Below are 26,520 nucleotides of genomic sequence, written 5' to 3'. Positions count from 1 at the left end.
GATCAACACTCTGCCCGGGACGTCAGGCCAGCTCCGGCTCAACCCGGTCCCGCCCACCCATCTTCGCTGCATAGACGCCCGAGTCCGCGCGCAGCAGCAACGCATCACCGCCCTCGCCTTCGCGCCAACTGGCAATGCCGAAACTGGCCGTCACCCTGCCCACGCCGTCGACCGGCTTGGACCGCAACGCGGCCCACAATTCACAGGCCAGGCCATAGGCTTGATCGCTGTCGGTGTCCGGGCACAACACCATGAACTCCTCACCGCCCAGGCGACAGAACACGTCACTGCGGCGCAAACGGTGACACAACCGGCTGCAGATCGCCTGCAGCACATGGTCGCCGACCGCATGCCCCAACTGATCGTTGATGCATTTGAAATGATCGATGTCCAGCATGACCACTGCAAACACGCCGCCATGACGCTCCGCGCGGAGCAGTTCAGCCTGCAACCGCTCCTGAAAATAGCGCCTGTTGTAGACTCCGGTCAGCGCGTCGGTGACGGACATCGTGCGCAGCTCTTCCTCAACGCGCTTGCGTTCGGTGATGTCCAGGCACACCGCCAGATAACCGATCCATTGATCCTGTTCATCGAGTACCGGGCTGACCTGCATGTTCACCTGAAGATGGGAGCCGTCCTGCCTCACGAACGTCCAGTCGTGGGTCTGATGTCCGTGCTCCTCGAAGGCTTCGACGAGCATCGCTTCGCATGTCTTCACTTCGCGTCCGTAGCGCAGGTTCAGTTCATCCACATGCTCTGCCAGCTCGCCGGGCAGGTGCAACTGGCGCAACGTCAGACGGCCGCAGACCTGCGCACTGCTGTAGCCGAGCATTTTTTCCGCACCGATATTGAAGGTCGTGATGAGGCCGTTCAGGTCAGTGGCAATGATCGCCACTTGGGTCGCCGCATCGAGCACGTTGCGCAGCTGACCATGTGCCCTGCGCAATTGCAGTTCGCGTTGTCGCAATTGTCCGGTGCTTTGTTCGACCATGCGCAGCGCGCGCTGGCGCTGGCTGATCAGTGAATAGAGCAACGCACTGAGCATGAAACTGAGCAGCGCTCCGAGGATCACCAGGCTGTCGGTCGAAGAAGGGTTAGCGTTGATGAACACCGGTGTGGGACGGATATCCAGCCGGTAGCTCCGGCCAGCGAAACTCATCCATTGACTCAGTCGCAAACCACTGGCCGCGGCGGGACTGGCGGACTGGAACAAGAATTCGGGCGTCTGTGGCGTTGTCATGTCGACGAGGCTGAGGGTCAGGTTGTCCTGATCGGATGACGGCAGACCTTCGGTCATCATCGTGCGCATGCTGATCACCGCGAGCAGAAAGCCCTGCAGCCGGTTTGCCGGATCGGCTCCGGCACGAACCCGCGACAGTACCGGCGCGACCAGTAGAATGCCGCTGCGGTTCTGCGCCTCCAGCCCGACCAGGTCCATGCGTGCGGTCGCCGCCATGCTGCCGGTTTGCTGTGCCCGATCCAGCGTCGTCCGGCGCACCGGCTCGGAATTGACATCGAAGCCCAACGGCACTGCCACTGTGCTGCGGCTTTGGGTAAAGCGCACGGGAAAATAGACCGGGCGCGGCGCTGCCTCCTTCCACCCTCGGGCAGCGTCGAATTCGCGCACGGTAAAGTCGGGTTGGCCGGCTGCACGCAAGGCCTCTTCAAACGACTGTCGGTCGCGGCCATCTATACGTGGTGCCCATGAATAGGCCTGGGTGAAAACCAGCAGCGGGCGCGCGAAGCCGTCGAATTCCTCCTGCGAAACCGCATCGGAATACACGAAGAAACGGCGCAGACTGTCGAGACGACGAATCTGCCCGTCGAGCCGGTCCTGAATCCGACTGACGCGCTCGCTGGCCAGCAGTTCGAAGCGCTGTTGCAATTGACGGTGGTACAACTCGACGTTCATCAACGCCACCAGCCCCGTCAATAACGCGCCCGCGGAAAAGACGAGCACGGCAACCGCCCACGAAGAGGTGTCCTCACTGATCAAGCCAAGAATCTTGACGCTTGCCCGGTTAGACGACATATACAAAAACTCATGACGCCACAGCGGTTGCCGCGACACGTGTCCGAGCTTCACTTATAGCTATTCGCCATTAGTTTGCCTAGTGCAGCGTGTCGCCTGTCAGCACCGGAGACTGGCGTCATCAGGCAGCAATGACACCATCTTTTCCGCGCAATCGATTCAGCGTGCAGTGATCTTCCACGCGCGGTGGATCTTGCCGTTGCGCGCGAAATCCGGATCGATGGTCTGCGAAGTGATCTCCTCCACGGCATAGCGCTCGGTGAGGTTCTCTTCGAGCTGGAACTTGCGGAAGTTGTTGGAGAAATACAGCACGCCACCGCTCGCCAGTCGCGCCATCGCCAGATCGATCAACTGCACCTGATCGCGCTGCACGTCGAACACGCCCTCCATGCGCTTGGAGTTGGAAAAGGTCGGCGGGTCGATGAAGATCAGGTCGTACTCGTCGCGGCTGGTCTCGAGCCACGCCATCACGTCGCCCTGCTCCAGACGGTTCTTGTCGGAGAAACCGTTGAGCGACAGGTTGCGCCGCGCCCAGTCCAGGTAAGTTTTCGACAGATCGACGCTGGTGGTGCTGCGTGCGCCTCCCTTGGCGGCATGCACGCTGGCGGTTGCTGTGTAGCAGAACAGGTTCAGAAAACGCTTGCCCGCCGCTTCCCGCTGGATGCGCATGCGCATCGGGCGATGATCGAGAAACAGCCCGGTATCCAGATAATCGGTGAGGTTGACCAGCAGCTTGATCCCACCTTCGTTGACTTCCTGGAACTGGCCCTGCGCACTTTGCCGTTCGTACTGTCTGGTGCCGCTCTGGCGCTCACGACGCTTGACCACCACCCGGCTCTTGTCGATGTTCAACGCCTGGGGAATGGCTGCCAGTGCGTCGAACATGCGAATCGAGGCTTTTTCCGGATCGATGGATTTGGGCGCCGCGTATTCCTGCACATGCACCCAGTCGTGATATAGGTCGATGGCCATGGCGTATTCCGGCATGTCCGCATCGTAGACGCGGTAGCAATCGATGCCTTCGCGCTTGGCCCATTTACCCAGCGCCTTGAGGTTCTTCTGCAAGCGATTGGCGAACATCTGCCCGCCTTCACTCAGACGCGGCTGCTCGATGACCGGTGCAGGTGCGGGGGCAGGCTTGATCGGGTTGCCGTTCTTGTTGAATTGGCGCGCTTGCGGCTCGTCCGGCGTCTGATCATAGGCCGCCTGCTCACGCTCAGCCTGACGTTGCTCAGGCGTACGGCGCTCGCCAGTGACGAACTGATCCGGCAGCACTTTGATCAACAGCAGCTTGCATGGCAGCGCGCCGTTCCAGAACGCGTATTGCTTGTGGCTGCGGATGCCCATGCGTTTGCCCAGATCCGGCGCACCGGTGAACACCGCCGCTTCCCAGTTCAGGCAGGCCTGACGCAGGCGTTCGCCGAGGTTCTGATAGAGGTACAGCAGGCTTGCCTCGTCACCCAGACGCTCACCGTACGGCGGGTTGCAGATCACCAGACCCTTCTGGTTCTGGTCCGGGCGCGGCTCGAAGGTGGCGACTTCACCCTGGTAAATCTTGATCCAGTCAGACAGACCGGCGCGTTCGACGTTATTGCGACCGGGCTGAATCAGGCGAGGGTCGGCTTCATAACCACGAATCCACAACGGCGGCTTCGCAAGACCTGCCTCGGCGCGGGTGAGCGCTTCGTCATGCAGTTTGCGCCACAGCGCCGGCACATGGCCCAGCCAGGCGGAAAACCCCCAGCGCTCGCGCTTGAGGTTAGGCGCAATATCGGCCGCGATCATCGCTGCTTCCACCAGGAAGGTGCCGACGCCGCACATCGGGTCGGCCAGCGCGCCACCCTCGGCGGCGATTCGTGGCCAGCCGGAACGGATCAGAATGGCCGCCGCCAGGTTCTCTTTCAACGGCGCCGCACCCTGCTGCAAACGATAGCCGCGCTGGTGCAGGCTGTGGCCAGAGAGGTCCAGCGACAGAATTGCCTCGCCTCGGTCCAGACGCAAATGCACGCGCAGGTCCGGGTTGAGCTTGTCGATCGAAGGGCGCAAGCCGTCGGAGGTGCGCAGGCGGTCGACGATGGCGTCCTTGACCTTCAGGGCGCCGAAGTGAGTGTTGTCGATGCCTGAACCATGGCCGCTGAACTCGACCGCCAGCGTGCCGTCCGGCTCCAGATGATCGGCCCACTCGATGTCGTGCACGCCGTGGTAAAGGTCTTCGGCATCTTTCATCGGGAAGCGCTTGAGCACCAGCAACACCCGGTTTGCCAGACGCGACCACAGGCACAGCCGGTAGGCGGTTTCCATGTCGGCGCTGCCGCGGATGGTCGAGGTGTGTTCGCGGGTTTCCTGGAGGCCAAGGGCAGTGGCTTCCTCAGCGAGCAGGCCTTCAAGGCCTTTGGGACAGGTGAGGAAAAGTTCGTAACGGTCCGACATGAGTATTCCAGAGCCTTGGCTATGAGTGGCAGGACAACGCATTGTCCGGCCCGATTCAAACAGACGTCTTTCGTGGAGATCGCCTGCGCGGCACATACATTGTGCCCATCCGGCGCCCCGATACATTTCGGTGGCGACAATCCGTCGGCCAGAAACCAGCCGACATCTGATATTAAAAAACCAGTATTCAGCACGACAACGGCGGCAATAAAAAGTCACATCGCCGACCCTTCGTCGATTGATGCCTGACTGCAAACCGCCAGCAGCTGGCATTGAGAAACACTCGCGCTTCTGCCTACAGGCCACGATTCAGGGGCCTTGCGAAAAAAATGCAGCGCCAGATGCGCTGGCGCTTATGGTCTTAATGCCTCAATAGTTACGTTCTTATGACAAAACGGTCATTCACAGCATCTCGGGCATTGGTTAGAAATCACCTCAGGCCGTCGCCGCAACGACGACGGCACCACGCCCGTGACGCCGGCAGCGGGCATTCAAAGGCAGAAGACTTCTGCCTGACCTCGACATGAGGTCTCCAGGGACATAACAGTCAACAAACGAGGGCAACACCCTATGAGAAGACTTAAGCGTGATCCGTTGGAAAGAGCATTTTCGCGCGGATATCAATACGGCGTAACTGGTAAATCCCGTGAGCTTTGCCCCTTTACTCTACCGTCAGTGCGCCAAGCCTGGATCAACGGCTGGCGAGAAGGACGCGGCGACAACTGGGACGGTATGACCGGCACTGCGGGTATCCACAGACTCAACGAACTTCACGCGGTCGGCTGACACTCAACATCAGTCAAGTCACAACCAAAGGACAATCCGACTAAAAGTTTCTTCGACAAACCGATTCGACATCAATCAACCATGCGCGCCCCATCCGGGCGGCGGGCTCAAGCCCGAGAGGGGTTCCATACGGAACCCCTCTCTCACATCCGGGCTTCCCGCCCGCGGACATCCTGAGACACTTACCCAGCCATCGCCGCAATCGCGTCCACCGATTCGCGAATCAGCGCCGGCCCCTTGTAGATAAAACCGGAATAGATCTGCACCAGACTCGCACCCGCCGCGATCTTCTCGGCCGCATGCTTGCCTTCGGTGATCCCGCCCGCTGCGATGATCGGCAACTTGCCGCCCAGCTCGGAGGCCAGCACCTTGACGATGTGCGTGCTCTTCTCGCGTACCGGTGCGCCCGACAGACCGCCCGCCTCGTCACCGTGAGGCAGGCCTTCAACGCCCTGGCGGCTGAGGGTGGTGTTGGTCGCGATGACCGCGTCCATCCCCGACTCCAGCAACGCGCTGGCAACCAGTACGGTTTCTTCGTCGCTCATGTCTGGCGCAATCTTGATCGCCAGTGGCACGCGCTTGCCGTGGGTCTGGGTCAATGTGTCCTGACGCACGCGCAACGCTTCGAGCAACTGCTTGAGCGAGTCGCCGAACTGCAGGCTGCGCAGGCCGGGCGTGTTCGGCGAACTGACGTTGACGGTGACGTAGCTGGCATGGGCGTAGACCTTGTCCAGGCAGATGAGATAGTCATCCACCGCCCTCTCGACCGGTGTGTCAAAGTTCTTGCCGATGTTGATACCCAGCACGCCGTTGTATCTGGCCGCCTGAACCCGGCTGATCAGGTGATCGACGCCCAGGTTGTTGAAGCCCATGCGGTTGATGATCGCCTCGGCGTGAGGCAGTCGGAAAATCCGCGGTTTCGGGTTGCCGGGCTGCGGACGTGGGGTCACGGTACCGATCTCGACGAAACCGAAGCCCAGTTGGGCGAAGCCGTCGATGGCCGCGCCGTTCTTGTCCAGCCCGGCCGCCAGCCCCACCGGATTGGGGAACTGCAGGCCCATGACCGTCACCGGCAATTGCACCGGCGCTTTGTTGAACAGGCCGTTGAGGCCCAGACGACCACCCGCGCCGATCAGGTCCAGGGACAGATCGTGGGAGGTTTCCGGAGAGAGTTTGAACAGTAACTGGCGGGCCAGGTTATACATGGGCGGGCGCGGCTCGATTGCGGCTGAATTCAGCGGCCGATTATAGACGCCCACGCCGTCGATGCGCGAGGCATCTGGATAACTTTACCGGGTGGTTCGCCGATCGCTGGCATATCGATTGCTTCAAGGCCTGTACTTGCCTCGCTCCAATAGCGGAACGAGGCCCCTGACAACGACGTCGTTATTGCCCCGGCCAAGGTCTGGGCGAAGCGACGTTTTTTTATGGAGATTGGGCTGCGCCGGGCGCGCAACCAGTCTCAGGCGGGACCCAAAGTATGAAAGATCCGTTCAACACCGCGCTGGCCTGGGTCAATGGCAGCGACGCCCCGGAACTGAACAGCGTCGACGTGGGCTTCATGGCGCTGACCGACAGCGCCTCACTGGTGGTGGCTGCGACCCAGGGATTCGCCCAGCCATATGGCCTGAACATCAACCTGCATCGGCAGCCCTCGTGGGCCAGCCTGCGGGACAGACTGGTCAGCGGCCAACTGCATGCCGCACACAGTCTGTATGGGCTGGTCTACGCCGCGCATCTGGGCCTGGGCGGTCAGGCCAGGGACATGGCCGTGCTGATGGGGCTGAATCAGAACGGCCAGAGCATCAATCTTTCCCGAGCCTTGCAGGATGCAGGCGTGATCACTCCTGAGGCACTGGACCGGTGGACGCACCAAAGCGATTCAAAACTGACCTTCGCTCAGACGTTTCCCACCGGTAATCACGCCTTGTGGTTGTACTACTGGCTGGCGAGCCAGGGCATTCATCCGTTGCGCGACGTCGACAGCGTGGTAGTCCCGCCGCTGCAGATGGTCGAACACCTGCAAGCGGGCCGGATCGACGGTTTCTGTGTCGGTGAGCCGTGGGGCGCCAAGGCGGTGAGCCAGAATCTGGGCTTTACCCTCGCCACGACACAAGCGATCTGGCCGGATCATCCGGAAAAAGTCCTCGGTTGCAGCCTGGAGTTCGTCCAGCAATACCCCAACACCGCCCGCGCGCTGGTCATGGCGGTGCTGGAGGCCAGTCGCTTCATTGAACAGAACATGGACAATCGACGCAGCACGGCGCAGTTGCTCAGCGCTGCCGAATACGTCAACGCGCCCGCCGAGGCCATCGAATCCAGGCTGATGGGCGAGTATGACGACGGCCTGGGCAATCGCTGGACCGATCATCATGCCGTCAGCTTCCACCGCCAGGGTCAGGTCAACCTGCCCTACCTCTCCGATGGCATGTGGTTCATGACGCAGTTTCGCCGCTGGGGCCTGCTGCGCGAAGATCCGGACTATCTGGGCGTCGCGAAAACGGTCCAGCAGCTCGATGTGTATCGCGAGGCGGCCACGGCGCTGGGTATCGAGGTCCCGGACTCGCCCATGCGCAGCAGCCAGCTGATCGACGGCAAGATCTGGGACGGCAGTGACCCGGCCGGCTACGCACGCAGCTTCAAACTGCATGCGCTGGCAGACGCCGCACCTGTCGTCGCGGACCTTTGAGGAGGATGCCGGCATGCTGCGTATCCTGCTGATCAACGACACCGCCAAGAAAGTCGGTCGTCTTAAAGCCGCGCTTGTGGAAGCGGGTTTCGAGGTGATCGACGAATCCGGCCTGATCATCGACCTGCCCGAACGGGTGCAGGCGGTGCGCCCGGACGTAATCCTCATCGACACGGAGTCGCCCGGCCGCGACGTCATGGAGCAGGTGGTGCTGGTGACCCGCGACCTGCCCCGGCCCATCGTCATGTTCACCGATGAGCATGATCCCGGCGTCATGCGCCAGGCGATCAAATCCGGGGTCAGCGCCTACATCGTCGAAGGCATTCACGCCCAACGCCTCCAGCCGATTCTGGACGTGGCCATGGCGCGATTCGAAAGCGATCAGGACCTGCGGGCGCAACTGCACGCCCGCGATCAGCAGTTGGCCGAGCGCAAACGCATCGAAACCGCCAAAGGCCTGCTGATGAAAATGAAGCACTGCAACGAGGAAGAGGCTTATACCCTCATGCGGCGCCAGGCCATGAGCCGGCAACAGAAACTGATTCAGGTCGCCGAGCAGATCATTGCCATGAGCGAGTTACTGGGCTGACGGCTGGCCCGCTCCTTGCTTTACAGATCTTACAGGTAGCCAACGGCGGTTGCCCCACTCACGACAAAGACGTCGCACCCCCCTTCGCGCAAGCGGACCGGGTTGCGACGTTTTTTCGTTTTTGGCCCGTAGCAACGGGCCGGGTGGAGCGCCGAGCCGGTGCTTCACCTGCATGACCTGACCCGTAGCGGTGCACGTATCGCCCGCACCGGCAACGAAATTCTGCAGATGAGGTATGAGATGAATACAAGCTTCTGGAAAGCCGGCCACAAACCGACCCTGTTCGCAGCGTTCCTGTATTTCGACCTGAGCTTCATGGTCTGGTACCTGCTTGGCCCGCTGGCGGTGCAGATCGCCACCGACCTGCAGCTGACCACCCAGCAACGCGGCCTGATGGTCGCAACGCCCATTCTGGCGGGCGCGTTCCTGCGTTTCCTCATGGGCATGCTGGCAGACCAGCTTTCGCCGAAGACCGCTGGGATCATTGGCCAAGTCATCGTCATTCTCGCCCTGCTCTGCGCCTGGCAACTGGGCATTCACAGTTATGAGCAAGCGTTGCTGCTGGGCGTGTTCCTCGGCATGGCCGGCGCCTCGTTCGCCGTAGCGCTGCCGCTCGCCTCGCAGTGGTACCCGCCGCAGCATCAGGGCAAAGCCATGGGCATCGCCGGTGCCGGCAACTCGGGCACCGTCTTCGCCGCCCTGATCGCGCCGGCGCTGGCGGCAGCGTTCGGCTGGAGCAACGTGTTCGGCTTTGCCGCGTTGCCACTACTGCTGACCCTCATCGCGTTCTCGCTGATGGCGAAAAATGCCCCGCAGCGGCCCAAAGCCAAATCCATGAAGGATTACTTCAAGGCCCTGGGCGATCGCGACAGCTGGTGGTTCATGTTCTTTTACAGCGTGACCTTCGGTGGCTTCATCGGCCTGGCCAGCGCCCTGCCCGGCTACTTCAACGACCAGTACGGCCTGAGCCCGGTTACGGCTGGCTATTACACCGCGGCGTGCGTCTTCGGCGGCAGCCTGATGCGCCCGCTGGGCGGCGCACTGGCCGACCGCTTTGGCGGCATCCGCACCTTGTCGGGCATGTACGCGGTCGCAGCGATCTGCATTGCGGCCGTAGGCTTCCACCTGCCGAGTTCCTGGGCGGCTCTGGCCTTGTTCGTTGCCGCCATGCTCGGGCTGGGCGCTGGCAACGGCGCGGTGTTTCAACTGGTGCCGCAGCGCTTTCACAAAGAGATCGGCGTAATGACCGGTCTGATCGGCATGGCCGGTGGCATCGGCGGCTTCCTGCTCGCAGCAGGACTGGGCGCGATCAAGCAGAACACCGGCGACTACCAGCTGGGCCTGTGGCTGTTTGCCCTGCTCGGCGTTCTCGCCTGGTTCGGTCTGATGAACGTCAAGCGCCGCTGGAGAACAACCTGGGGATCGGCGGCTGTGACCGCCGCGCGGGTGTGATCAGAGGCCGCCTGAGATGAACCAGCCTGTCGGCCTCGAGGCCGCCGTCCGCAGTGGTCTGACAGTGCGCTGCGCGGAGTTCAGCAGCCGCGGTCCACGGTCGGAAAATCAGGACGCTACCCGGATGGTGACGCCGGTTCCTGCCCTCGCCGCCAGCAAGGGTTATCTGTTTGCCCTCGCTGACGGCGTCAGCCAGTGCGCAGACGGCGGGCTGGCCTCACGTTCGACCTTGCAGGCGCTTGCGCTGGATTACTATGCAACCCCGGAGACCTGGGGCATCGCGCAGGCACTGGACCGTCTGTTGCTGGCGCAGAATCGCTGGCTGCTGGCCAACGGGCTGATGACCACCGCCAGCGCCCTGGTGCTGCGCGGTCGGCGCTTCACCCTCGCCCACGTCGGTGACTGCCGGGTTTACCGATGGCATCAGGGCCACCTGCAGCGCATCACTGAAGATCATGTCTGGGAGCAACCCGACATGCAGCATGTTCTCAAGCGCGCGCTGGGCCTGGATCAGTTCGTGGTCATGGACTATCTGGAAGGCGAACTGCGCGAGGGCGAGCGGCTACTGCTGATCAGCGATGGCGTATGGTCCACGCTGAATGACCAGCGGATTGCCTCGATTCTCCGCGAGCAGGATGATCTCGACATGGCCGCGCGCACGCTGGTCAGCGCCGCGCACCTTGCCGGTAGCCCGGACAATGCCACCGCCCTGCTGATCCAGGTCGACCGACTGGGCAGGGACGGATTGGGCGATACCCTGCTTCAACTGCAGCAATGGCCGGTGCCGCCCACGCTGAAACCGGGGCAATGCTTCGAAGGCTGGTACATCGAGGAGCGGCTCGGCGATTCGCGGCAATCACTGATCTATCGCGTGCGTGACAGCCAGCAGCAATGCTGGCTCCTCAAGACCCTGCCGCAGCGCCGCGCTGAAGAGGACAACGCCGGCCAGGCATTGCTGCTCGAAGAGTGGTTTCTGCGCCGTGTCGCGGGACGTTTTTTTCCGGACCTTCACCCGCTGCCCGAGAGGCAGCACCTGTATTACGTCATGCGTGAATATCCGGGTCAGACGCTGGCGCAAACCTATGCGCAACAAGGCCCGATGGAAGTGTCGCGCTGGCTCAGTCTGGCCCGGGACCTGATCGGCGCTATTGCGCTACTGCACCGTCGTAATATCGTCCACCGGGATATAAAGCCGGAGAATCTGTTGCTCGAAGAGCGCGCCGGCCTGCGTATTCTGGACTTCGGCCTGGCGTATTGCCCGGGCCTGTCCGTCCGCGTCGAGGGCGAAGTGCCTGGCACACCCAGCTTCATCGCCCCGGAAGCGTTCGAGAACGCTGAACCAACGGCGGCGCTTGATCTGTATGCGGCAAGCGTGACGTTGTATTTCCTGCTTACCGGACACTATCCATACGGCGAAATCGAAGCCTTCCAGCGCCGTCGCTATGGTCATCCGGTGCCCGTCAGCCGCTACCGCCCGGACATCCCTTTCTGGCTGGAAAATCATCTGGATCGCGCGCTTCAGGCCAGTCCCGAGAAACGTTTCGAAACCGCCGAACAGTGGCTGCTGGAATTGCGTGACGGCGAACTTGCGACCGCGAACCCTCGGCCCAGACCATTGCTGGAACGCGAACCCGTGAAGGTCTGGCGCAGCGTGGCACTGGTATCGCTGCTGCTGAATCTGCTGCTGTGGCTGTGGTTGCTCAAGCACTGAATGCGAACCCCTTTGCTTGATGACTGACGCGTCGCGCCGATGGGCGAGGCGCTCATCCGCGCGGCGTCGAACATCATCTTGACGCGCCGTTGAATTAGGACACCAAACGCTGAGAGTGTTGATTCAGAGCAGTGGGACTTGGGGCACTGTCGATTGAAAACGACAGCGTTTAAGAAACTCAGAAAAAGAAAAACCCGGCCTGAGCCGGGTTTTTCGTGAAGCGCGGGCTAATTACTTAGCTTGAGCTTCTACTTGTGCTTCTACGCGACGGTTAACAGCGCGGCCAGCTTCAGTTGCGTTGTCAGCAACTGGGCGGGATTCGCCGTAGCCAACCGAGTTTACGCGGTTAGCGCCAACACCGTACTGGTTAACCAGAACTTGCTTAACGGCGTTTGCACGACGCTCGGACAGTTTCTGGTTGTAAGCGTCAGGACCGACGGAGTCAGTGTGACCTTCAACAGTGGTGGTGGTCTGTGGGTACTGCTTCATGAAGTCAGCCAGGTTTTTGATGTCACCGTAGCTGTTTGGCTTGACGACCGACTTGTCGAAGTCGAATTTCACGTCCAGCTCAACACGAACGACTTCAGCAACAGCCGGGCAACCGTTGGCGTCAACGGTAACGTTGGCCGGGGTGTCAGGGCACTTGTCGACGTTGTCGCAGACGCCGTCGTTGTCGCTGTCGGAGCACACTTCAGCCACTGGAGCTGGTGCTGCTTCGACTTTCTTGGAGCCGCCGCCGAAGTTCACACCGATACCGACGCTTGGCGCCCACTCGGTGTCGCCCTGGTCGATGTTGTACTGAGCTTCAACGCCAGCACGGGCGTAGAAGTTGTCGGTGAAGTACAGCTTGGCACCGCCGCCGATGTTGGCGAAGGTGGAACGGTTACGACCGCCGCTGCCGTTCTGACCGATGCTCTGATCGGAGAAACCAGCCGAGACGTACGGACGCAGCATGTCGCCCGGGTTGTTGAAGTGGTACAGAGCGTCCAGAGCGGTGTTCGCGCCCTTGATGTTCTTGCCATCGTCGCTACGGACGTTGTGCACTTCGTCATAGCCCAAACGCAATTCAACGTCGTCGGTCAGGAAGTAGCCAACAGAACCGCCGAACAGGTTGCCGTCATTCTTGAAATTACGAGCGCTGTCGAACTGTTCTTTCTTGGCGAAGCCTTCGATTTCGACTGCGCCTTGGCCTTGTGCCAGCGCGCCGAACGAAGTTGCGGCAACAATAGTACCAATGGCCAAGCCCAAGGTGTTTTTCAGTTTCATCCGTTAAATCCCCATCTGGTGATTGTAAAGCAGTCCCTCTTATCGAGGGACAACTCATCGGCAAGTCTATCAGAACTTGCCTGCCCGTTAGAGATATTTGCTCCGAGTTAAGTTTCGGTAACGCCTGCAAATTTCTCACGTAATTTATCGAGTGCCCGTTTGTAACGCATTTTCGTGGCACTCAGGCCCATATGCATTATGTCTGCGATCTCCTGAAATTCCAGCTCTGCGACGAATCGAAGCACCAGAATCTCCCTGTCGATCGGGTTCACATGCACGAGCCAGCGATCGAGTCCGCCCTTCTCTTCGGGTTTTGGCGCCTTTTCTTCCGACGCTTCCTCGAGAGGGTCCAAGCTCAAAGCGTCCATCAATCTACGCTTTCGCCGCTCCTTCCTGTACTGCGTGATGCATTCGTTGTAGGTGATGCTGTAGAGCCAAGTCTTGAATTTCGATTTTCCCTCGAAATTTTTCAATCCATACAACACCTTAAGCATCACCTCCTGACAGACATCGTCAGCATCGCGATCGTTCCCTAAATAGCGCGCGCAGACGTTAAAAAGTGTCCGCTGGTAGCGCCGCATCAGCTCTTCGTAGGCGCGCGTTACATGGAACAGCTCGGCGTGCGAGCGCGCGACCAACTCCTCGTCAGAGAGCTCGCGGGGGTCGTAACGCAGAGAGAGCGATTGGGGTTTATTCAAAACAAGTCGTGCCGACAGTCGGATAAATGTCCGCCGCGTCCCGGGCGTCCCGGGATTTTGCGGCGGCATACATTAGCAGATTTGCCGGTTCAGCGGCTGCTCACTCGCTGCTCGAGAAGGATCCGGTTGGACAATGACACCAACTCGCCTTCATCGGTCAGCAGGGTGGTCTTCACCGTGCCAATCTCTTCGATCTGCCCTTCGACCTCTCCAATACGCACCTGTTGCCCTACCTGATACAGCTCCCGCACATAAATACCTGCCAGAATCTGACTTGCGATTTCGCGACTGCCCAGGCCCATCGCCAGCGCAACGGCCAGACCAACGGTAATCAATCCGATCACAATCACGTGGTTCAGCAGGTCGGTCTTGACCTCGAGCTGGCTGATGGCCACGGAAATACTGATGATAATGACCAGCCACTGGGCGATTCGCCCAAGGCCCGCCGAATAATCCAGCCCGACGCCTTCAGCAGCGCCGCGCACGATGCCATTGACCAATTGCGCGAGCAGCACGCCCACCAGCAGCACCAGCGCTGCGCCGAAGACCTTCGGCAGGTACAAAGCGAGCATGTCCAGTGTCGCAGATACGCGTTCAAGCCCCAGCGATTCTGCCGCCGACACCAGAAAAATCAACAGCACGAACCAGTAAACGATCTTGCCGATCAGGGTCGAAATCGGGACCTGAATGCCCGCGCGGCTGATCAGTTTGGTCAGGCCGGTGCCGCCCATCAGGCGATCCAGACCCAGTTTCGCCAACAGCTTGGACAACAGGGTGTCGAGCAGTTTTGCCACGACGAACCCCAGAAGAACCACCACCAGCGCGCCGAAAAGATTCGGGATGAAGTTCGCGACTTTGGTCCACAACGCAGTCATTGCGGTAACCAGGCTCTGTGTCCAGAGATCCAATTCCATATTCAGTCAGCCTTGTCTTTAGCACCGGAGAAAGCAGTACCGGCAATCGTCTTGCGACGGGAAACAGGTGAAACGTGAGCCGAGCCGTTATTCACGGCAATCATCAATGCCTGAGTGCAGCGACCAAGCAGGCCGAACAGATCACCTGCTCCGACCTGGCGGTTCGCGGTCTTCAACACGCGCCCCAGAACCGCGTCATCGTCCCGGCTGGCGGACGAAGAATTAAGCATGTCTCGCAGTGATTCTTCAAACGGGTCGTGCATAGGCACCTCACGTAATGTCACTGGAAGACGCAGGCCAGTCTGCAGGAGTCACACACTCGATGCATGACAGCGCAGCTTTTTTATGCCTCACACCCAGCGCAGCCGTTTGAACAGCCACATTTGCCCCAGCGCGACGACGACCATCAATGCACAGGCAAACAGAAATCCGTATGGATTGTCCGAGCCCGGAATGCCGCCGACGTTGATGCCCAGTAAGCCGGTCAGAAAACTCATCGGCAGGAAGATGCCGGTGATGATTCCGAAGCGATACATCGTGCGGTTCATGCGCTCGTTCAAGCGCCTGTCTTCGGCTTCGAGTACCAGTCCCACTCGCTCGCGGGTCAGTTCCAGCTCTTCGAGATAGCGCGTCAGGCTGTTGTTCAACTCGTTCCAGTAGTCCGCGTCATCCTCGACGAACCAGGGAATCTTGTTCCGCGTGAGCTGGGCGTAAATCTCGCGCTGCGGCGCCAGAAAGCGACGCATGCCCGCAGCCCTTCGGCGGATGTGCACCATGTTGCCATGTTCCGGCATGTACCGCTCGTCGGCATCGATGCGCTCTTCCATGTCATCGACCAGTTCGGTCAGTTCGCTGACGACGGCCTGGACCTTGTCAGTGAGCAGCTGGGCCAGATAAACCAGCAGTTCGGAAGCGGTTCTCGGCCCTTTGCCTTCATTGAGCAGGTCGATCAGTTCATCGGTGGCGCGCAGCGAGCGAAGCCGCAGCGAAATGACCTGCTGGGCGGCGGCAAAGATGCGCGCCGAGACCATGTCTTCGGGCTCGGCGCCGGGGTTGAGGTTCACGCCACGCAAAAAAAGCAGCAACTCATTATTCGGCAATGGCAACAGTCGCGGCCGCGTGTTCTCCTCGAGCATCAGGTCGCAGACGAACTCGCTCAGGCCGCTGGCGGTACGCAGCCACGTCTGGGTCTGCGGGTGACTGCGGTCCCAGTGAAGCCACACGCTTTCCTGTGGCTCCAGTTGCAGGCAATCCAGTTCGGTTCGTGCGATTGAACGCGCCCCGCCTTTTCCATCCAGCACCAGAGCATGCACCAGCCCCCACTGCGCGTTTGTTTCATCGAACATTCACTGTCCTTGCCATGCGTTGAACGAGCACGCCGGTCAGTCCGGCATTTTCAATGGGCTGGGCGATACGATGATGCCGTTGTTGTCGGCATACAGATATTCGCCGGGGCGGAACGTGACGCCACCGAACGTCACCACTTTGTTCAGATCGCCCAGCCCGCGCTTGTCGGTCTTGAGCGGATGGCTGGCCAGCGCCTGCACACCCAGATCGGTCTGTGCCAGTACATCCACATCGCGCACGCAGCCATAAATGACCATGCCTTCCCAGCCGTTTCTGGCAGCTTTTTCCGCCAGCATGTCGCCCAACAGCGCGCAGCGCAGCGAGCCTCCACCATCGACCACCAGCACCTTGCCCGTGCCGTCCTGTTCGGCCTGCTCACGCACCAGTGAGTTGTCTTCGAAACATTTGAGGGTGACGATCTCGCCCCCGAATGAATCGCGACCACCAAAGTTGCTGAACATCGGCTCAACCACCTGAACGAGATCAGGATAGGCGTCGCACAAATCCGGAGTGATGTAGTGCATGGGGTAACTCCTGTCAGTGAAGGGCTTGATTCTCAAGGATTGCCATCGCAGCGGGTTCGACCGGCACGCTGGTGTGACCGCGGCCAGGCCCACAATGCTTCCTTATATAGAACAAAAACCTGACCGACGAGTTTTTGTCCTGAATCACGCCGTATAACCACTCAACTGGAGGTAGCTTAGCGGCAACGCCCCCGTATAGAAACGCTTTGCTCGTCAGGATTCAGGAAGTCAGCGACACGTTCAGCGTTGATTCAGCCTGCGCCTGCGGAACGTTGCGGCTCAGCCAGTCCGCCACGCGCGGCCAGACCTGAGCCTGCGCCGCCTTGCTGACCAGCATCTGCACATGACCGAAATCCTCGCTGAAACCGTGCGCGCGCCCCAGGCTCAGAAATGTCTTGTCGGGCGAGCCAAACTGCTCGAACAACTCGCGACAGGCCCACTCCGGATCCTGATGATCACCTGCCCCGGCCACGCAAAGCAGCGGCACCTGCACATGTCGAAGGCCTGACCACCAGTCTTCCTTCTTGTCACCGAAGCGCCCGAACAGGCCGTGCCAACGCATGTTTTCCAGCACGACACCCATCGGCTCGTCTTCGGGCCCGCGTTTGAAACGCGGCCCCGAGACGTGCTCGAAGCGTTTGAGCAACAGCCGCGCGCCCCATTGCATGGGCGGCACTTTCAGCGGCCAGTAGCTGCGAGTGATCTGACTGCCGAACAGCGCAGCGGACGCAACCTGATCGACGCCGATGTAGTGCCCGCCCAGCGCGGCCGCCAATGTCGTGCCGCCCATCGAGTGGCCGATCCAGTGCGGCGTCTGGCCACTCTGCTCGGCGACGAAGGCGGCAATGGCGGGCAAGTCGTAGCGCGCGTAATCGGCGACACGGTTATGCCGGTACGCTTCGTTGCGCGCCGACAGTCCATGCCCGCGCATTTCGGGGATCCACACGTCGTACCCCGCCCGCGCCAGGTAGGCGCCCAGACCGATGCCTTTGGGCGAATACCAGAAGCGCCGGTTGGAGAAACTGCCGTGCAGCAGGATCACGGGCACGCCGCGCACATCCGGATCGGCGACCAGACCCAGACGCGTCACGGCCAGCTCGACCGTGAAATCCATGCTGTTGCCGGGTTTGAGGCGATAAACGTCCTCGATCAGATCGCCGCGTCGCTCGGCACTGATCAAGGCCACTGGAAAGAGGTGACTGCTGCTTTGCATATTGCTCTTGCTTGATTCGGAAGAAGGCCACGCCCGCAATAGCACGCCAGGGCTGTCCACGGGGTGAACCTGTCAGGTAAAAAAAGGGCATGAAAAAGGGCGGACTCATCAAGACCGCCCTTCTTCAGAAACCGGCCCGGCAAAACGGGCCAGCATCTTACTCGATTTACGTCACGTTGGAGCTTGCTCTTCGGAGAGGAAGAACCAGGTCTCCAGCACCGAATCGGGGTTGAGCGAAACGCTTTCGATCCCCTGCTCCATCAGCCAGCGGGCCAGATCCGGGTGGTCGGACGGACCCTGACCGCAGATGCCGATGTACTTGCCAGCCTTGTTACAGGCCTGAATGGCGTTGGACAATAGCTTCTTGACCGCAGGGTTACGCTCATCGAACAGGTGCGCGATGATCCCGGAGTCGCGATCCAGGCCCAGGGTCAACTGGGTCAGGTCGTTGGAACCGATGGAGAAACCGTCGAAGAACTCGAGAAACTCATCGGCCATCAGGGCGTTGGATGGCAATTCGCACATCATGATGACGCGCAGACCGTTGTCGCCACGGGCCAGACCATTTTCGGCCAGCAGATCGACCACCTGACTGGCCTCGCCCAAGGTGCGCACGAACGGCACCATGATCTCGACGTTGGTCAGGCCCATCTCGTTGCGCACGCGCTTGAGGGCGCGGCACTCGAGTTCGAAGCAGTCGCGGAAGTTTTCGCTGATGTAACGCGACGCACCGCGGAAGCCCAGCATCGGGTTCTCTTCTTCCGGCTCGTAAAGCTTGCCGCCGATCAGGTTGGCGTACTCGTTGGACTTGAAGTCCGACAGACGCACGATGACTTTTTTCGGCGCGAACGCTGCGGCCAGCGTACTGATCCCTTCCACCAGCTTCTCGACATAGAACCCGACCGGATCGTTGTAACCGGCGATGCGCTTGTCGACGCTTTCCTTGATGTCCAGCGGCAGGTTCGGGTAGTTCAGCAGCGCTTTGGGGTGCACGCCGATCATGCGGTTGATGATGAATTCCAGACGCGCCAGGCCGATGCCGGCGTTTGGCAGCTGAGCGAAGTCAAAGGCACGGTCAGGGTTACCGACGTTCATCATGATCTTGAACGGCAGTTCAGGCATGGCGTCGACGGAGTTCTGCTTGATGTCGAAGCCCAGCTCACCTTCGAAGATGTAACCGGTGTCGCCTTCGGCGCAGGACACGGTGACGCCTTGGCCGTCTTTCAACAGCTCTGTGGCATTGCCACAGCCGACGACGGCAGGAATGCCCAGTTCACGGGCGATGATCGCCGCGTGGCAGGTGCGTCCGCCACGGTTGGTGACGATGGCGCTGGCGCGTTTCATCACCGGTTCCCAGTCCGGGTCGGTCATGTCCGAGACCAGCACATCGCCGGCCTGAACCTTGTCCATCTCGGACACGTCCTTGATGATGCGCACCTTGCCGGCGCCGATGCGCTGACCGATGGCGCGACCTTCCGCCAGAACGGTGCCTTTCTCTTTGAGCAGGTAGCGCTCCATCACGTTCGCCGAGGTGCGGCTCTTCACGGTTTCAGGACGGGCCTGTACGATGTAAAGCTTGCCGTCGTCACCGTCCTTGGCCCATTCGATGTCCATCGGGCACTGGTAGTGTTTTTCGATGATCATTGCCTGGCGCGCCAGGTTGCTGACTTCTTCATCGGTCAGGCAGAAACGCGCACGGTCAGCAGCGTCGACATCGATGACCTTGACCGACTTGCCGGCCTTGGCTTCTTCGCCGTTGATCATCTTGATCGCCTTGCTGCCCAGGTTGCGGCGCAGGATCGCGGGACGACCGGCTTCAAGGGTGTTCTTGTGAACGTAGAACTCGTCGGGGTTCACCGCGCCCTGAACGACGGTTTCGCCCAGGCCGTAGGCGCCGGTGATGAAGACCACGTCACGAAAACCGGATTCGGTGTCCAGCGTGAACATCACGCCTGCGGTACCGGTTTCGGAGCGGACCATGCGCTGCACGCCGGCAGACAGGGCAACCAGCTTGTGATCGAAGCCCTGATGCACGCGGTACGAAATGGCGCGATCGTTGAACAGCGAGGCGAATACCTCTTTCGCCGCGCGGATCACGTTGTCGACGCCGCGAATGTTCAGGAAGGTTTCCTGCTGGCCGGCGAAGGAGGCGTCCGGCAGGTCTTCAGCGGTGGCGGAAGAACGCACGGCAACGGCAATGTCCGGATTGCCCGCCGACAACTCGGCGAAGGCGGCACGGATCTCGGCATTGAGCTTCTCGGGGAATTCGGCCTCCATGATCCACTGACGAATCTGCGCGCCGGTCTTTGCCAGCGCGTTGACGTCGTCGACATCAAGGGCATCGAGTGCCTTGTGAATCTGATCGTTCAGACCACTCTGCTCAAGAAAATCACGATAGGCCTGAGCTGTAGTGGCGAAGCCACCGGGAACGGAAACGCCTGCGCCCGCCAGGTTGCTGATCATCTCGCCGAGGGATGCGTTCTTGCCCCCCACGTGCTCAACATCATGTTTGCCGAGCTTATCGAGGGAAACTACGTACTCTACCAAGGTGATCTCTCCACTAACCGATTTGTTGTTGGGAAAAGCTTTGGTGCTGGAACCACAGGAAAAGCGGATTCTGCGCACGGGTGGTCTGGATCCTGAACATCTGTACCTTTGACATCCGTACCTTTGAAAACAGTACCCTGAAAAAAGGTAGAATGCGGCCAGTCATGGCTCGCAAGCCCGCCTATGATATCCAAGAATCGTCACCAGCTTAAGGCCCAGGGCGCAAATGAAACGATCCGCTTTCTTTATCTCCGACGGCACCGGCATCACTGCCGAAACCCTTGGCCAGAGCCTGCTAGCGCAGTTTGAAAACATAACCTTCAACAAGTTCACGAGGCCCTACATCGACAGTGTCGAGAAGGCGCGGGCCATGGTCCAGCAGATCAACAAGGCGGCCGAAAAGGACGAGGTGCGTCCGATCATCTTTGACACCATCGTCAATCAGGACATCCGCGAGATCCTGGCGACCTCTGACGGCTTCATGATCGACATCTTCTCGACGTTCCTGGCCCCGCTGGAGCAGGAGCTTAGTTCACACTCTTCCTATTCGGTGGGTAAATCTCACTCCATCGGTCACAACTCCAATTACATGGAGCGGATCGAAGCGGTGAACTTCGCGCTGGACAACGACGACGGTGCCAGAACCCATTATTACGACAAGGCGGACATCATTCTGGTGGGCGTCTCGCGCTGCGGCAAGACGCCTACCTGTCTATACATGGCCATGCAATTCGGCATTCGCGCGGCCAACTACCCACTGACCGAAGACGACATGGAGCGCCTGCAGTTGCCGGCCGCGCTCAAGCAGCACCGCAACAAGCTGTTCGGCCTGACCATCGATCCGGACCGCCTGACCGCGATCCGCCACGAGCGCAAACCCAACAGCCGCTATTCCAGCTTCGCCCAGTGCGAATTCGAAGTGCGTGAAGTGGAGAACCTGTTCCGCCGGGAAAACATTCCGAACATCAACTCCACCCATTTCTCGGTCGAAGAAATCTCGGCGAAGGTGCTGGTGGAGAAAGGCGTCGAGCGACGGTTCAAATAGCGCTCTTCAAATCTCAGGAGCGCGCTTACCCGCGAATGCGTCGTGTCAGTCACGCATTTGTCATTGACAGAACGCTTTCGCGGGCAAGCGCGCTCCTGCAGCAAAAAGCAAAACTCAGAAGCTATCGCCTGGCACGCGAACCCACCCTTCCATCAACACCCGCGCGCTGCGGCTCATGATGGCTTTCTTGACCTGCCATTGACCCTCGACCAGCGCGGCTTCGGCGCCAACGCGCAGGGTGCCGGACGGGTGCCCGAAACGCACGGCGCTGCGTTCGCCGCCACCGGCAGCCAGGTTGACCAGCGTTCCTGGAATCGCGGCCGCGGTGCCGATCGCCACCGCTGCGGTGCCCATCATCGCGTGGTGCAACTTGCCCATCGACATCGCCCGCACCAGCAGGTCAGTGTCCTGCTTCGTCACTGCCTTGCCGCTGGAAGACACGTAATCCAAGGGTGGCGCCACGAACGCGACCTTGGGCGTGTGTTGCCGTCTGGCGGCTTCATCGACGTGATCGATCAGCCCCATCCGCACAGCCCCGTAGGCGCGAAGGGTTTCGAACCGGGTCAGCGCGTCAGGGTCGGCATTGATCGCGTCCTGCAACTCGGTGCCGGTGTAGCCGATGTCACGGGCGTTGACGAAGATCGTCGGAATCCCCGCGTTGATCATCGTCGCCTTGAACGTGCCCAGGCCTGGCACCTCAAGATCGTCAACCAGATTACCCGTGGGAAACATCGAGCCACCGGCGCCCTCTTCCTCCGCCGCAGGGTCCATGAACTCCAGTGGCACTTCGGCCGCCGGAAAGGTCACGCCGTCCAGCTCAAAATCGCCGGTTTCCTGCACCGCGCCGTCAGTGACCGGCACGTGGGCGATGATCGTCTTGCCGATGTTCGCCTGCCAGATCCTCACGATGGCCACACCGTTTTGCGGCACGCGTGCTGCATCGACCAGGCCGTTACTGATCGCGAAGGGGCCGACGGCGGCCGACAGGTTGCCGCAATTGCCGCTCCAGTCGACGAAAGGCTTGTCTATCGACACCTGACCGAACAGGTAATCGACGTCGTGATCAGGCTTCGTGCTTCTGGACAGGATCACCGTTTTGCTGGTGCTCGACGTCGCGCCGCCCATGCCGTCGATCTGTTTGGCGTATGGGTCGGGACTGCCAATCACTCTCAGCAACAAGGCATCGCGGGCCGGGCCGGGCACTTGAGCCGCCTCGGGCAGGTCCTGCAGCCGGAAAAACACGCCTTTGCTGGTGCCGCCGCGCAGGTACGTCGCGGGGATCCTGATTTGCGCTGTATGAGCCATGAACTCTTTTCCTATATAAGGGCCGCCGACGTCGCCTCAGACGATGTCGGCAAACCGGTCAGGCCACCGCGGAAGACTCGAGAAAATCCTGGGCGAAACGCTGCAACACGCCGCCCGCTTCGTAGATCGAGACTTCCTCGCCGGTGTCCAGACGACAAGTGACCGGCACTTCCAGGCGCTCGCCGCTCTTGCGATGAATCACCAGGGTCAAGGCGGCCCGCGGTGTGCGCTCGCCGATCACATCGAAGGTTTCGCTGCCGTCGATGTTCAGCGTGGTGCGATTGGTGCCCGGCTTGAATTCCAGCGGCAACACGCCCATCCCGACCAGGTTGGTGCGATGGATACGTTCGAAACCTTCGGCGACGATCGCCTCGACGCCTGCCAGCCGCACGCCCTTGGCCGCCCAGTCCCGCGAGGAGCCCTGACCGTAGTCGGCACCGGCGACGATGATCAGCGGCTGCTTGCGCTCCATGTAGGTTTCGATGGCCTCCCACATCCGCGTGACCTTGCCCTCAGGCTCGATGCGTGCCAGCGAGCCCTGCCGGACCTTGCCGCCTTCCACAACCATTTCATTGAACAGTTTCGGGTTGGCGAACGTCGCACGTTGCGCGGTCAGGTGATCGCCCCGGTGTGTGGCGTAGGAGTTGAAGTCCTCCTCGGGCAGGCCCATTTTCGCCAGGTACTCGCCCGCCGCGCTGTCGAGCATGATCGCGTTGGATGGCGACAGGTGATCGGTGGTGATGTTGTCCGGCAAGACTGCCAGCGGCCGCATGCCCTGCAGTGTGCGCTCGCCGGCCAGCGCGCCTTCCCAGTACGGCGGACGGCGGATATAGGTGCTCATCGGCCGCCAGTCATACAACGGCTCGACTTTCGGACCGGTGTCTTCGTGGATGGCAAACATCGGGATGTAGACCTGACGGAACTGCTCAGGCTTGACCGATGCCTTGACCACCGCATCGATTTCTTCGTCGGCTGGCCAGATGTCCTTCAAGCGGATTTCCTTGCCATTGGCGCCGATACCCAGCACATCCTTCTCGATGTCGAAGCGAATCGTGCCCGCAATCGCGTAAGCCACCACCAGTGGCGGTGAGGCGAGAAAGGCCTGTTTGGCATACGGGTGAATGCGCCCGTCGAAATTACGGTTGCCCGACAACACGGCGGTCGCGTAGAGATCACGGTCGATGATTTCCTGCTGAATCACCGGATCCAGCGCACCGGACATGCCGTTGCAGGTCGTGCAGGCGAAGGCCACGACGCCGAAGCCCAACTGCTCGAGTTCGGCAGTGAGCCCCGCTTCGTCCAGGTACAGCGCCACGGTCTTGGAGCCTGGCGCCAGCGACGACTTCACCCAGGGTTTGCGGGTCAGCCCCAGCCGGTTGGCATTGCGTGCCAGCAGACCGGCGGCGATGACGTTGCGCGGGTTGCTGGTATTGGTGCAACTGGTGATGGCGGCGATGATCACGGCCCCATCCGGCATCAGCCCCGGTGTCTGTTCCCAGGCGCTGGCGATGCCTTTGGCGGCAAGGTCCGCGGTGGCCACGCGGGCGTGGGGATTGGATGGCCCAGCCATGTTGCGCACGACACTGGAAAGATCGAAATGCAGCACGCGTTCGTACTCGGCGCTGCTCAGGGCATCGGCCCACAGCCCGGTTTCTCTGGCGTAGGTTTCGACCAGCCTGACCTGCGCCTCGTCACGACCGGTGAGCCTGAGGTAGTCGATGGTCTGCTGATCGATGGAGAACATCGCCGCGGTTGCGCCGTATTCCGGCGCCATGTTGGAAATAGTGGCGCGGTCGCCCAAGGTCAATGCGCGGGCACCTTCCCCATAGAACTCGAGGTAGGCCCCCACGACTTTCTGTTGACGCAGGTATTCGGTCAGTGCCAGCACCACGTCAGTGGCGGTAATGCCTGGCTGCGGGCGGCCGCTCAGTTCGACACCGATGATGTCCGGCAGGCGCATCCAGGAGGCGCGCCCGAGCATGACGTTTTCCGCTTCCAGCCCTCCGACGCCGATGGCGATCACGCCCAGCGCGTCGACGTGAGGCGTGTGACTGTCGGTGCCGACCAGCGTGTCCGGGAACGCGACGCCATTGAGGGTCTGGATCACCGGCGACATCCGCTCCAGATTGATCTGGTGCATGATGCCGTTGCCCGGCGGGATCACTTCGACGTTCTTGAACGCCTGCTTGGTCCAGTTGATGAAGTGAAAGCGGTCTTCGTTGCGACGGTCTTCGATCGCCCGGTTCTTGCTGAACGCATCCGGGTCATAACCGCCGCATTCGACCGCCAGCGAATGATCGACAATCAACTGCACCGGCACCACTGGATTGACCTGGGCCGGGTCGCCGCCCTTGTCGGCGATGGCGTCACGCAGCCCGGCGAGGTCCACCAGCGCAGTCTGGCCGAGGATGTCGTGGCACACCACGCGCGCCGGAAACCAGGGAAAATCCAGATCGCGACGACGCTCGATCAGTTGGCTGAGCGAGGCGTCGAGGGTCGCCGGGGCGCAGCGTCGCACCAGGTTTTCGGCGAGCACGCGGGAGGTGTAAGGCAATGTGGCGTAGGCGCCTGGCTTGATCGCATCGACCGCCTCGCGGGCGTCGAAAAAGTCGAGCGAGGTGCCGGGCAGCTGTTTGCGATATTCAGTGTTCATTGTCAGGACTCGGTCACGGTTTGTTTCAAAGGGCGGAAGCCTGATGCCGCCTTCTGTAGGGTCGAGGCAGGCGCTTGCACCATTCTCAGCGTTGTTCGATTGGCACGAACTTGCGCTGTTCGACGCCGATGTACTCGGCGCTGGGGCGGATGATGCGGTTGTTGGCACGCTGCTCGAACACGTGGGAGGCCCAGCCAGTCAGGCGTGAGCAGACGAAAATCGGCGTGAACAGCTTGGTCGGAATACCCATGAAGTGATAGGCCGAGGCGTGGTAGAAATCAGCGTTGGGGAACAGCTTCTTCTGCTCCCACATGGTCTTGTCGATGGCTTCGGAGACCGGAAACAGAACGGTGTCGCCCACTTCATCGGCAAGCTGCTTCGCCCAGCCCTTGATCACCTCGTTGCGCGGGTCGTTGTCCTTATAGATCGCGTGGCCGAAGCCCATGATCTTGTCCTTGCGCTCCAGCATCGCCAGCGTCCCCTGGGTCGCCTCCTCGGCAGACGAAAACTTCTCGATCATGTCCATCGCTGCTTCGTTCGCGCCGCCATGCAGCGGGCCACGCAGCGTGCCGATGGCTGCGGTGATGCAGGAAAACAGGTCCGACAGCGTCGAAGCGCACACCCGCGCGGTGAACGTCGAGGCGTTGAATTCGTGCTCTGCGTACAGAATCAGCGAAACGTCCATGACCTTGCGGTGCAGTTCGCTGGGGCTCTTGTCCAGCAAGAGTTTAAGGAAGTGGCCGGCGATGGAGACCTCATCGGTTACGCAGTCGATGCGCTTGCCATCGTGACTGAAGCGATACCAGTAGCACATGATCGCCGGAAACGCGGCCAGCAGCCGGTCGGTCGCCTCGCGCTGCTGATCGAACCCGGTTTCGGGCTCCAGCGTTCCCAGCATCGAGCAACCGGTGCGCATGACATCCATCGGGTGGGTATTGGCGGGAATGCGCTCCAGCACTTCCTTGAGTGCCTGAGGCAGATCGCGCAGGCCCTGCAGTTTTTTCAGATAACCGTCGAGCTCGGCGCGAGTCGGCAATTCGCCGTACAGCAGCAGCCAGGCGACCTCCTCGAAACGCGCATCCGCGGCCAGCTCGCGAACGTCGTAACCGCGATACGTCAGCCCGGCTCCGGCCTGACCCACGGTGGACAGGGCAGTCTGTCCGGCCACCTGGCCACGCAGGCCAGCGCCACTCAATACTTTTCCTTCAGCCATTGCTGTCTCCAGTCTTGTAGTTGTTCAGGGAATCGGCAATTCGGGGTTGATGATTGCGGTCCCTTGCAGGAGTGAGCTTGCTCGCGATGGGGTCTGGCCAGGTGAC

The 26,520-nt window shown here is 60.8% G+C and carries 20 protein-coding genes; 6 read left to right on the top strand and 14 right to left on the bottom strand.

What is annotated here, in order from left to right; all coding sequences use genetic code 11:
- Window positions 1–22: 22 nt before the first annotated feature.
- Together BMZ10_RS02090 and rlmKL are read right to left on the bottom strand one after the other, a co-directional pair.
- Window positions 23–2,032, bottom strand: a complete 2,010-nt coding sequence (locus tag BMZ10_RS02090; protein ID WP_093458394.1) for a diguanylate cyclase — start codon at window positions 2,030–2,032, stop codon at window positions 23–25.
- Window positions 2,033–2,191: 159 nt separating this feature from the next.
- A complete protein-coding gene (gene rlmKL, locus BMZ10_RS02085; RefSeq protein ID WP_093458393.1) occupies window positions 2,192–4,462 on the bottom strand; it encodes a bifunctional 23S rRNA (guanine(2069)-N(7))-methyltransferase RlmK/23S rRNA (guanine(2445)-N(2))-methyltransferase RlmL in 2,271 nt (756 codons plus the stop codon).
- A gap of 570 nt (window positions 4,463–5,032) precedes the next feature.
- Here rlmKL and rmf point away from each other — a divergent pair.
- Complete coding sequence (gene rmf / locus BMZ10_RS02080; protein ID WP_010223328.1) at window positions 5,033–5,248, top strand: ribosome modulation factor; 216 nt, start codon at window positions 5,033–5,035, stop codon at window positions 5,246–5,248.
- Between the two features lie 182 nt (window positions 5,249–5,430).
- Here the strand turns inward: rmf and BMZ10_RS02075 are convergent, their stop codons facing one another.
- Window positions 5,431–6,453 carry a quinone-dependent dihydroorotate dehydrogenase gene (locus tag BMZ10_RS02075; protein ID WP_093458392.1) on the bottom strand — a complete coding sequence of 341 codons (1,023 nt, stop codon included), beginning with the start codon at window positions 6,451–6,453 and terminating at the stop codon, window positions 5,431–5,433.
- Between the two features lie 275 nt (window positions 6,454–6,728).
- Here BMZ10_RS02075 and BMZ10_RS02070 point away from each other — a divergent pair, with 275 nt between their 5' ends.
- From BMZ10_RS02070 to BMZ10_RS02055, 4 genes are all read left to right on the top strand, one after another.
- Entirely contained in the window at window positions 6,729–7,937 is a 1,209-nt protein-coding gene (locus BMZ10_RS02070; RefSeq protein ID WP_093458391.1) for a CmpA/NrtA family ABC transporter substrate-binding protein, read from the top strand.
- Window positions 7,938–7,950: 13 nt separating this feature from the next.
- Entirely contained in the window at window positions 7,951–8,526 is a 576-nt protein-coding gene (locus BMZ10_RS02065; protein WP_093458390.1) for an ANTAR domain-containing response regulator, read from the top strand.
- A gap of 240 nt (window positions 8,527–8,766) precedes the next feature.
- Window positions 8,767–9,978, top strand: a complete 1,212-nt coding sequence (locus tag BMZ10_RS02060) for a nitrate/nitrite transporter (RefSeq protein WP_093459894.1) — start codon at window positions 8,767–8,769, stop codon at window positions 9,976–9,978.
- Window positions 9,979–9,994: 16 nt separating this feature from the next.
- On the top strand, window positions 9,995–11,689 hold the full coding sequence (locus BMZ10_RS02055; RefSeq protein WP_093458389.1) for a bifunctional protein-serine/threonine kinase/phosphatase: 1,695 nt from the start codon (window positions 9,995–9,997) through the stop codon (window positions 11,687–11,689).
- 231 nt (window positions 11,690–11,920) lie between these two features.
- Here BMZ10_RS02055 and BMZ10_RS02050 read toward each other — a convergent pair whose 3' ends face one another.
- From BMZ10_RS02050 to ppsA, 8 genes are all read right to left on the bottom strand, one after another.
- Window positions 11,921–12,955, bottom strand: coding sequence for an OmpA family protein (locus BMZ10_RS02050; RefSeq protein ID WP_074749765.1), 1,035 nt, complete (start codon window positions 12,953–12,955; stop codon window positions 11,921–11,923).
- Between the two features lie 107 nt (window positions 12,956–13,062).
- Entirely contained in the window at window positions 13,063–13,653 is a 591-nt protein-coding gene (gene sigX / locus BMZ10_RS02045) for an RNA polymerase sigma factor SigX (RefSeq protein ID WP_093458388.1), read from the bottom strand.
- A gap of 89 nt (window positions 13,654–13,742) precedes the next feature.
- Window positions 13,743–14,567, bottom strand: a complete 825-nt coding sequence (locus tag BMZ10_RS02040) for a mechanosensitive ion channel family protein (RefSeq protein WP_093458387.1) — start codon at window positions 14,565–14,567, stop codon at window positions 13,743–13,745.
- A 2-nt stretch (window positions 14,568–14,569) separates the two neighbouring features.
- Window positions 14,570–14,830, bottom strand: coding sequence for a CrfX protein (locus BMZ10_RS02035; protein WP_093458386.1), 261 nt, complete (start codon window positions 14,828–14,830; stop codon window positions 14,570–14,572).
- A gap of 87 nt (window positions 14,831–14,917) precedes the next feature.
- The gene (locus tag BMZ10_RS02030; RefSeq protein WP_093458385.1) at window positions 14,918–15,913 is read right to left on the bottom strand and encodes a zinc transporter ZntB; all 996 of its coding nucleotides are present in this window, start codon (window positions 15,911–15,913) and stop codon (window positions 14,918–14,920) included.
- Between the two features lie 36 nt (window positions 15,914–15,949).
- Window positions 15,950–16,438 carry a ribonuclease E activity regulator RraA gene (gene rraA, locus BMZ10_RS02025; protein WP_093458384.1) on the bottom strand — a complete coding sequence of 163 codons (489 nt, stop codon included), beginning with the start codon at window positions 16,436–16,438 and terminating at the stop codon, window positions 15,950–15,952.
- A 220-nt stretch (window positions 16,439–16,658) separates the two neighbouring features.
- Entirely contained in the window at window positions 16,659–17,651 is a 993-nt protein-coding gene (locus BMZ10_RS02020; RefSeq protein ID WP_093458383.1) for an alpha/beta fold hydrolase, read from the bottom strand.
- A 171-nt stretch (window positions 17,652–17,822) separates the two neighbouring features.
- Window positions 17,823–20,198 carry a phosphoenolpyruvate synthase gene (gene ppsA / locus BMZ10_RS02015; protein ID WP_093458382.1) on the bottom strand — a complete coding sequence of 792 codons (2,376 nt, stop codon included), beginning with the start codon at window positions 20,196–20,198 and terminating at the stop codon, window positions 17,823–17,825.
- A 226-nt stretch (window positions 20,199–20,424) separates the two neighbouring features.
- Between ppsA and BMZ10_RS02010 the strand changes: the two genes are divergently transcribed.
- On the top strand, window positions 20,425–21,243 hold the full coding sequence (locus tag BMZ10_RS02010; protein WP_081566090.1) for a posphoenolpyruvate synthetase regulatory kinase/phosphorylase PpsR: 819 nt from the start codon (window positions 20,425–20,427) through the stop codon (window positions 21,241–21,243).
- Window positions 21,244–21,357: 114 nt separating this feature from the next.
- Here the strand turns inward: BMZ10_RS02010 and prpF are convergent, their stop codons facing one another.
- The 3 genes from prpF to prpC all read right to left on the bottom strand — a co-directional run bounded on the left by prpF (window position 21,358) and on the right by prpC (window position 26,414).
- Window positions 21,358–22,548, bottom strand: a complete 1,191-nt coding sequence (gene prpF, locus BMZ10_RS02005; protein WP_093458381.1) for a 2-methylaconitate cis-trans isomerase PrpF — start codon at window positions 22,546–22,548, stop codon at window positions 21,358–21,360.
- 58 nt (window positions 22,549–22,606) lie between these two features.
- Window positions 22,607–25,201, bottom strand: a complete 2,595-nt coding sequence (gene acnD / locus BMZ10_RS02000) for a Fe/S-dependent 2-methylisocitrate dehydratase AcnD (RefSeq protein WP_093458380.1) — start codon at window positions 25,199–25,201, stop codon at window positions 22,607–22,609.
- A gap of 85 nt (window positions 25,202–25,286) precedes the next feature.
- The gene (gene prpC, locus BMZ10_RS01995; protein ID WP_093458379.1) at window positions 25,287–26,414 is read right to left on the bottom strand and encodes a bifunctional 2-methylcitrate synthase/citrate synthase; all 1,128 of its coding nucleotides are present in this window, start codon (window positions 26,412–26,414) and stop codon (window positions 25,287–25,289) included.
- Window positions 26,415–26,520 lie beyond the last annotated feature (106 nt).

Source organism: Pseudomonas sp. NFR16 (genome assembly GCF_900108875.1).
Taxonomy (GTDB): Bacteria; Pseudomonadota; Gammaproteobacteria; order Pseudomonadales; family Pseudomonadaceae; genus Aquipseudomonas.
This window is presented reverse-complemented; position numbering and strand designations above follow the sequence as displayed.

What these genes read in the sequence shown, in the direction of transcription:
- BMZ10_RS02090 (WP_093458394.1), bottom strand. Translation starts at nt 2,032, where the DNA reads ATGTCGTCTAACCGGGCAAGCGTCAAGATTCTTGGCTTGATCAGTGAG.
- rlmKL (WP_093458393.1), bottom strand. Translation starts at nt 4,462, where the DNA reads ATGTCGGACCGTTACGAACTTTTCCTCACCTGTCCCAAAGGCCTTGAA.
- rmf (WP_010223328.1), top strand. Translation starts at nt 5,033, where the DNA reads ATGAGAAGACTTAAGCGTGATCCGTTGGAAAGAGCATTTTCGCGCGGA.
- BMZ10_RS02075 (WP_093458392.1), bottom strand. Translation starts at nt 6,453, where the DNA reads ATGTATAACCTGGCCCGCCAGTTACTGTTCAAACTCTCTCCGGAAACC.
- BMZ10_RS02070 (WP_093458391.1), top strand. Translation starts at nt 6,729, where the DNA reads ATGAAAGATCCGTTCAACACCGCGCTGGCCTGGGTCAATGGCAGCGAC.
- BMZ10_RS02065 (WP_093458390.1), top strand. Translation starts at nt 7,951, where the DNA reads ATGCTGCGTATCCTGCTGATCAACGACACCGCCAAGAAAGTCGGTCGT.
- BMZ10_RS02060 (WP_093459894.1), top strand. Translation starts at nt 8,767, where the DNA reads ATGAATACAAGCTTCTGGAAAGCCGGCCACAAACCGACCCTGTTCGCA.
- BMZ10_RS02055 (WP_093458389.1), top strand. Translation starts at nt 9,995, where the DNA reads ATGAACCAGCCTGTCGGCCTCGAGGCCGCCGTCCGCAGTGGTCTGACA.
- BMZ10_RS02050 (WP_074749765.1), bottom strand. Translation starts at nt 12,955, where the DNA reads ATGAAACTGAAAAACACCTTGGGCTTGGCCATTGGTACTATTGTTGCC.
- BMZ10_RS02040 (WP_093458387.1), bottom strand. Translation starts at nt 14,567, where the DNA reads ATGGAATTGGATCTCTGGACACAGAGCCTGGTTACCGCAATGACTGCG.
- BMZ10_RS02035 (WP_093458386.1), bottom strand. Translation starts at nt 14,830, where the DNA reads ATGCACGACCCGTTTGAAGAATCACTGCGAGACATGCTTAATTCTTCG.
- BMZ10_RS02030 (WP_093458385.1), bottom strand. Translation starts at nt 15,913, where the DNA reads ATGTTCGATGAAACAAACGCGCAGTGGGGGCTGGTGCATGCTCTGGTG.
- rraA (WP_093458384.1), bottom strand. Translation starts at nt 16,438, where the DNA reads ATGCACTACATCACTCCGGATTTGTGCGACGCCTATCCTGATCTCGTT.
- BMZ10_RS02020 (WP_093458383.1), bottom strand. Translation starts at nt 17,651, where the DNA reads ATGCAAAGCAGCAGTCACCTCTTTCCAGTGGCCTTGATCAGTGCCGAG.
- BMZ10_RS02010 (WP_081566090.1), top strand. Translation starts at nt 20,425, where the DNA reads ATGAAACGATCCGCTTTCTTTATCTCCGACGGCACCGGCATCACTGCC.
- prpF (WP_093458381.1), bottom strand. Translation starts at nt 22,548, where the DNA reads ATGGCTCATACAGCGCAAATCAGGATCCCCGCGACGTACCTGCGCGGC.
- acnD (WP_093458380.1), bottom strand. Translation starts at nt 25,201, where the DNA reads ATGAACACTGAATATCGCAAACAGCTGCCCGGCACCTCGCTCGACTTT.
- prpC (WP_093458379.1), bottom strand. Translation starts at nt 26,414, where the DNA reads ATGGCTGAAGGAAAAGTATTGAGTGGCGCTGGCCTGCGTGGCCAGGTG.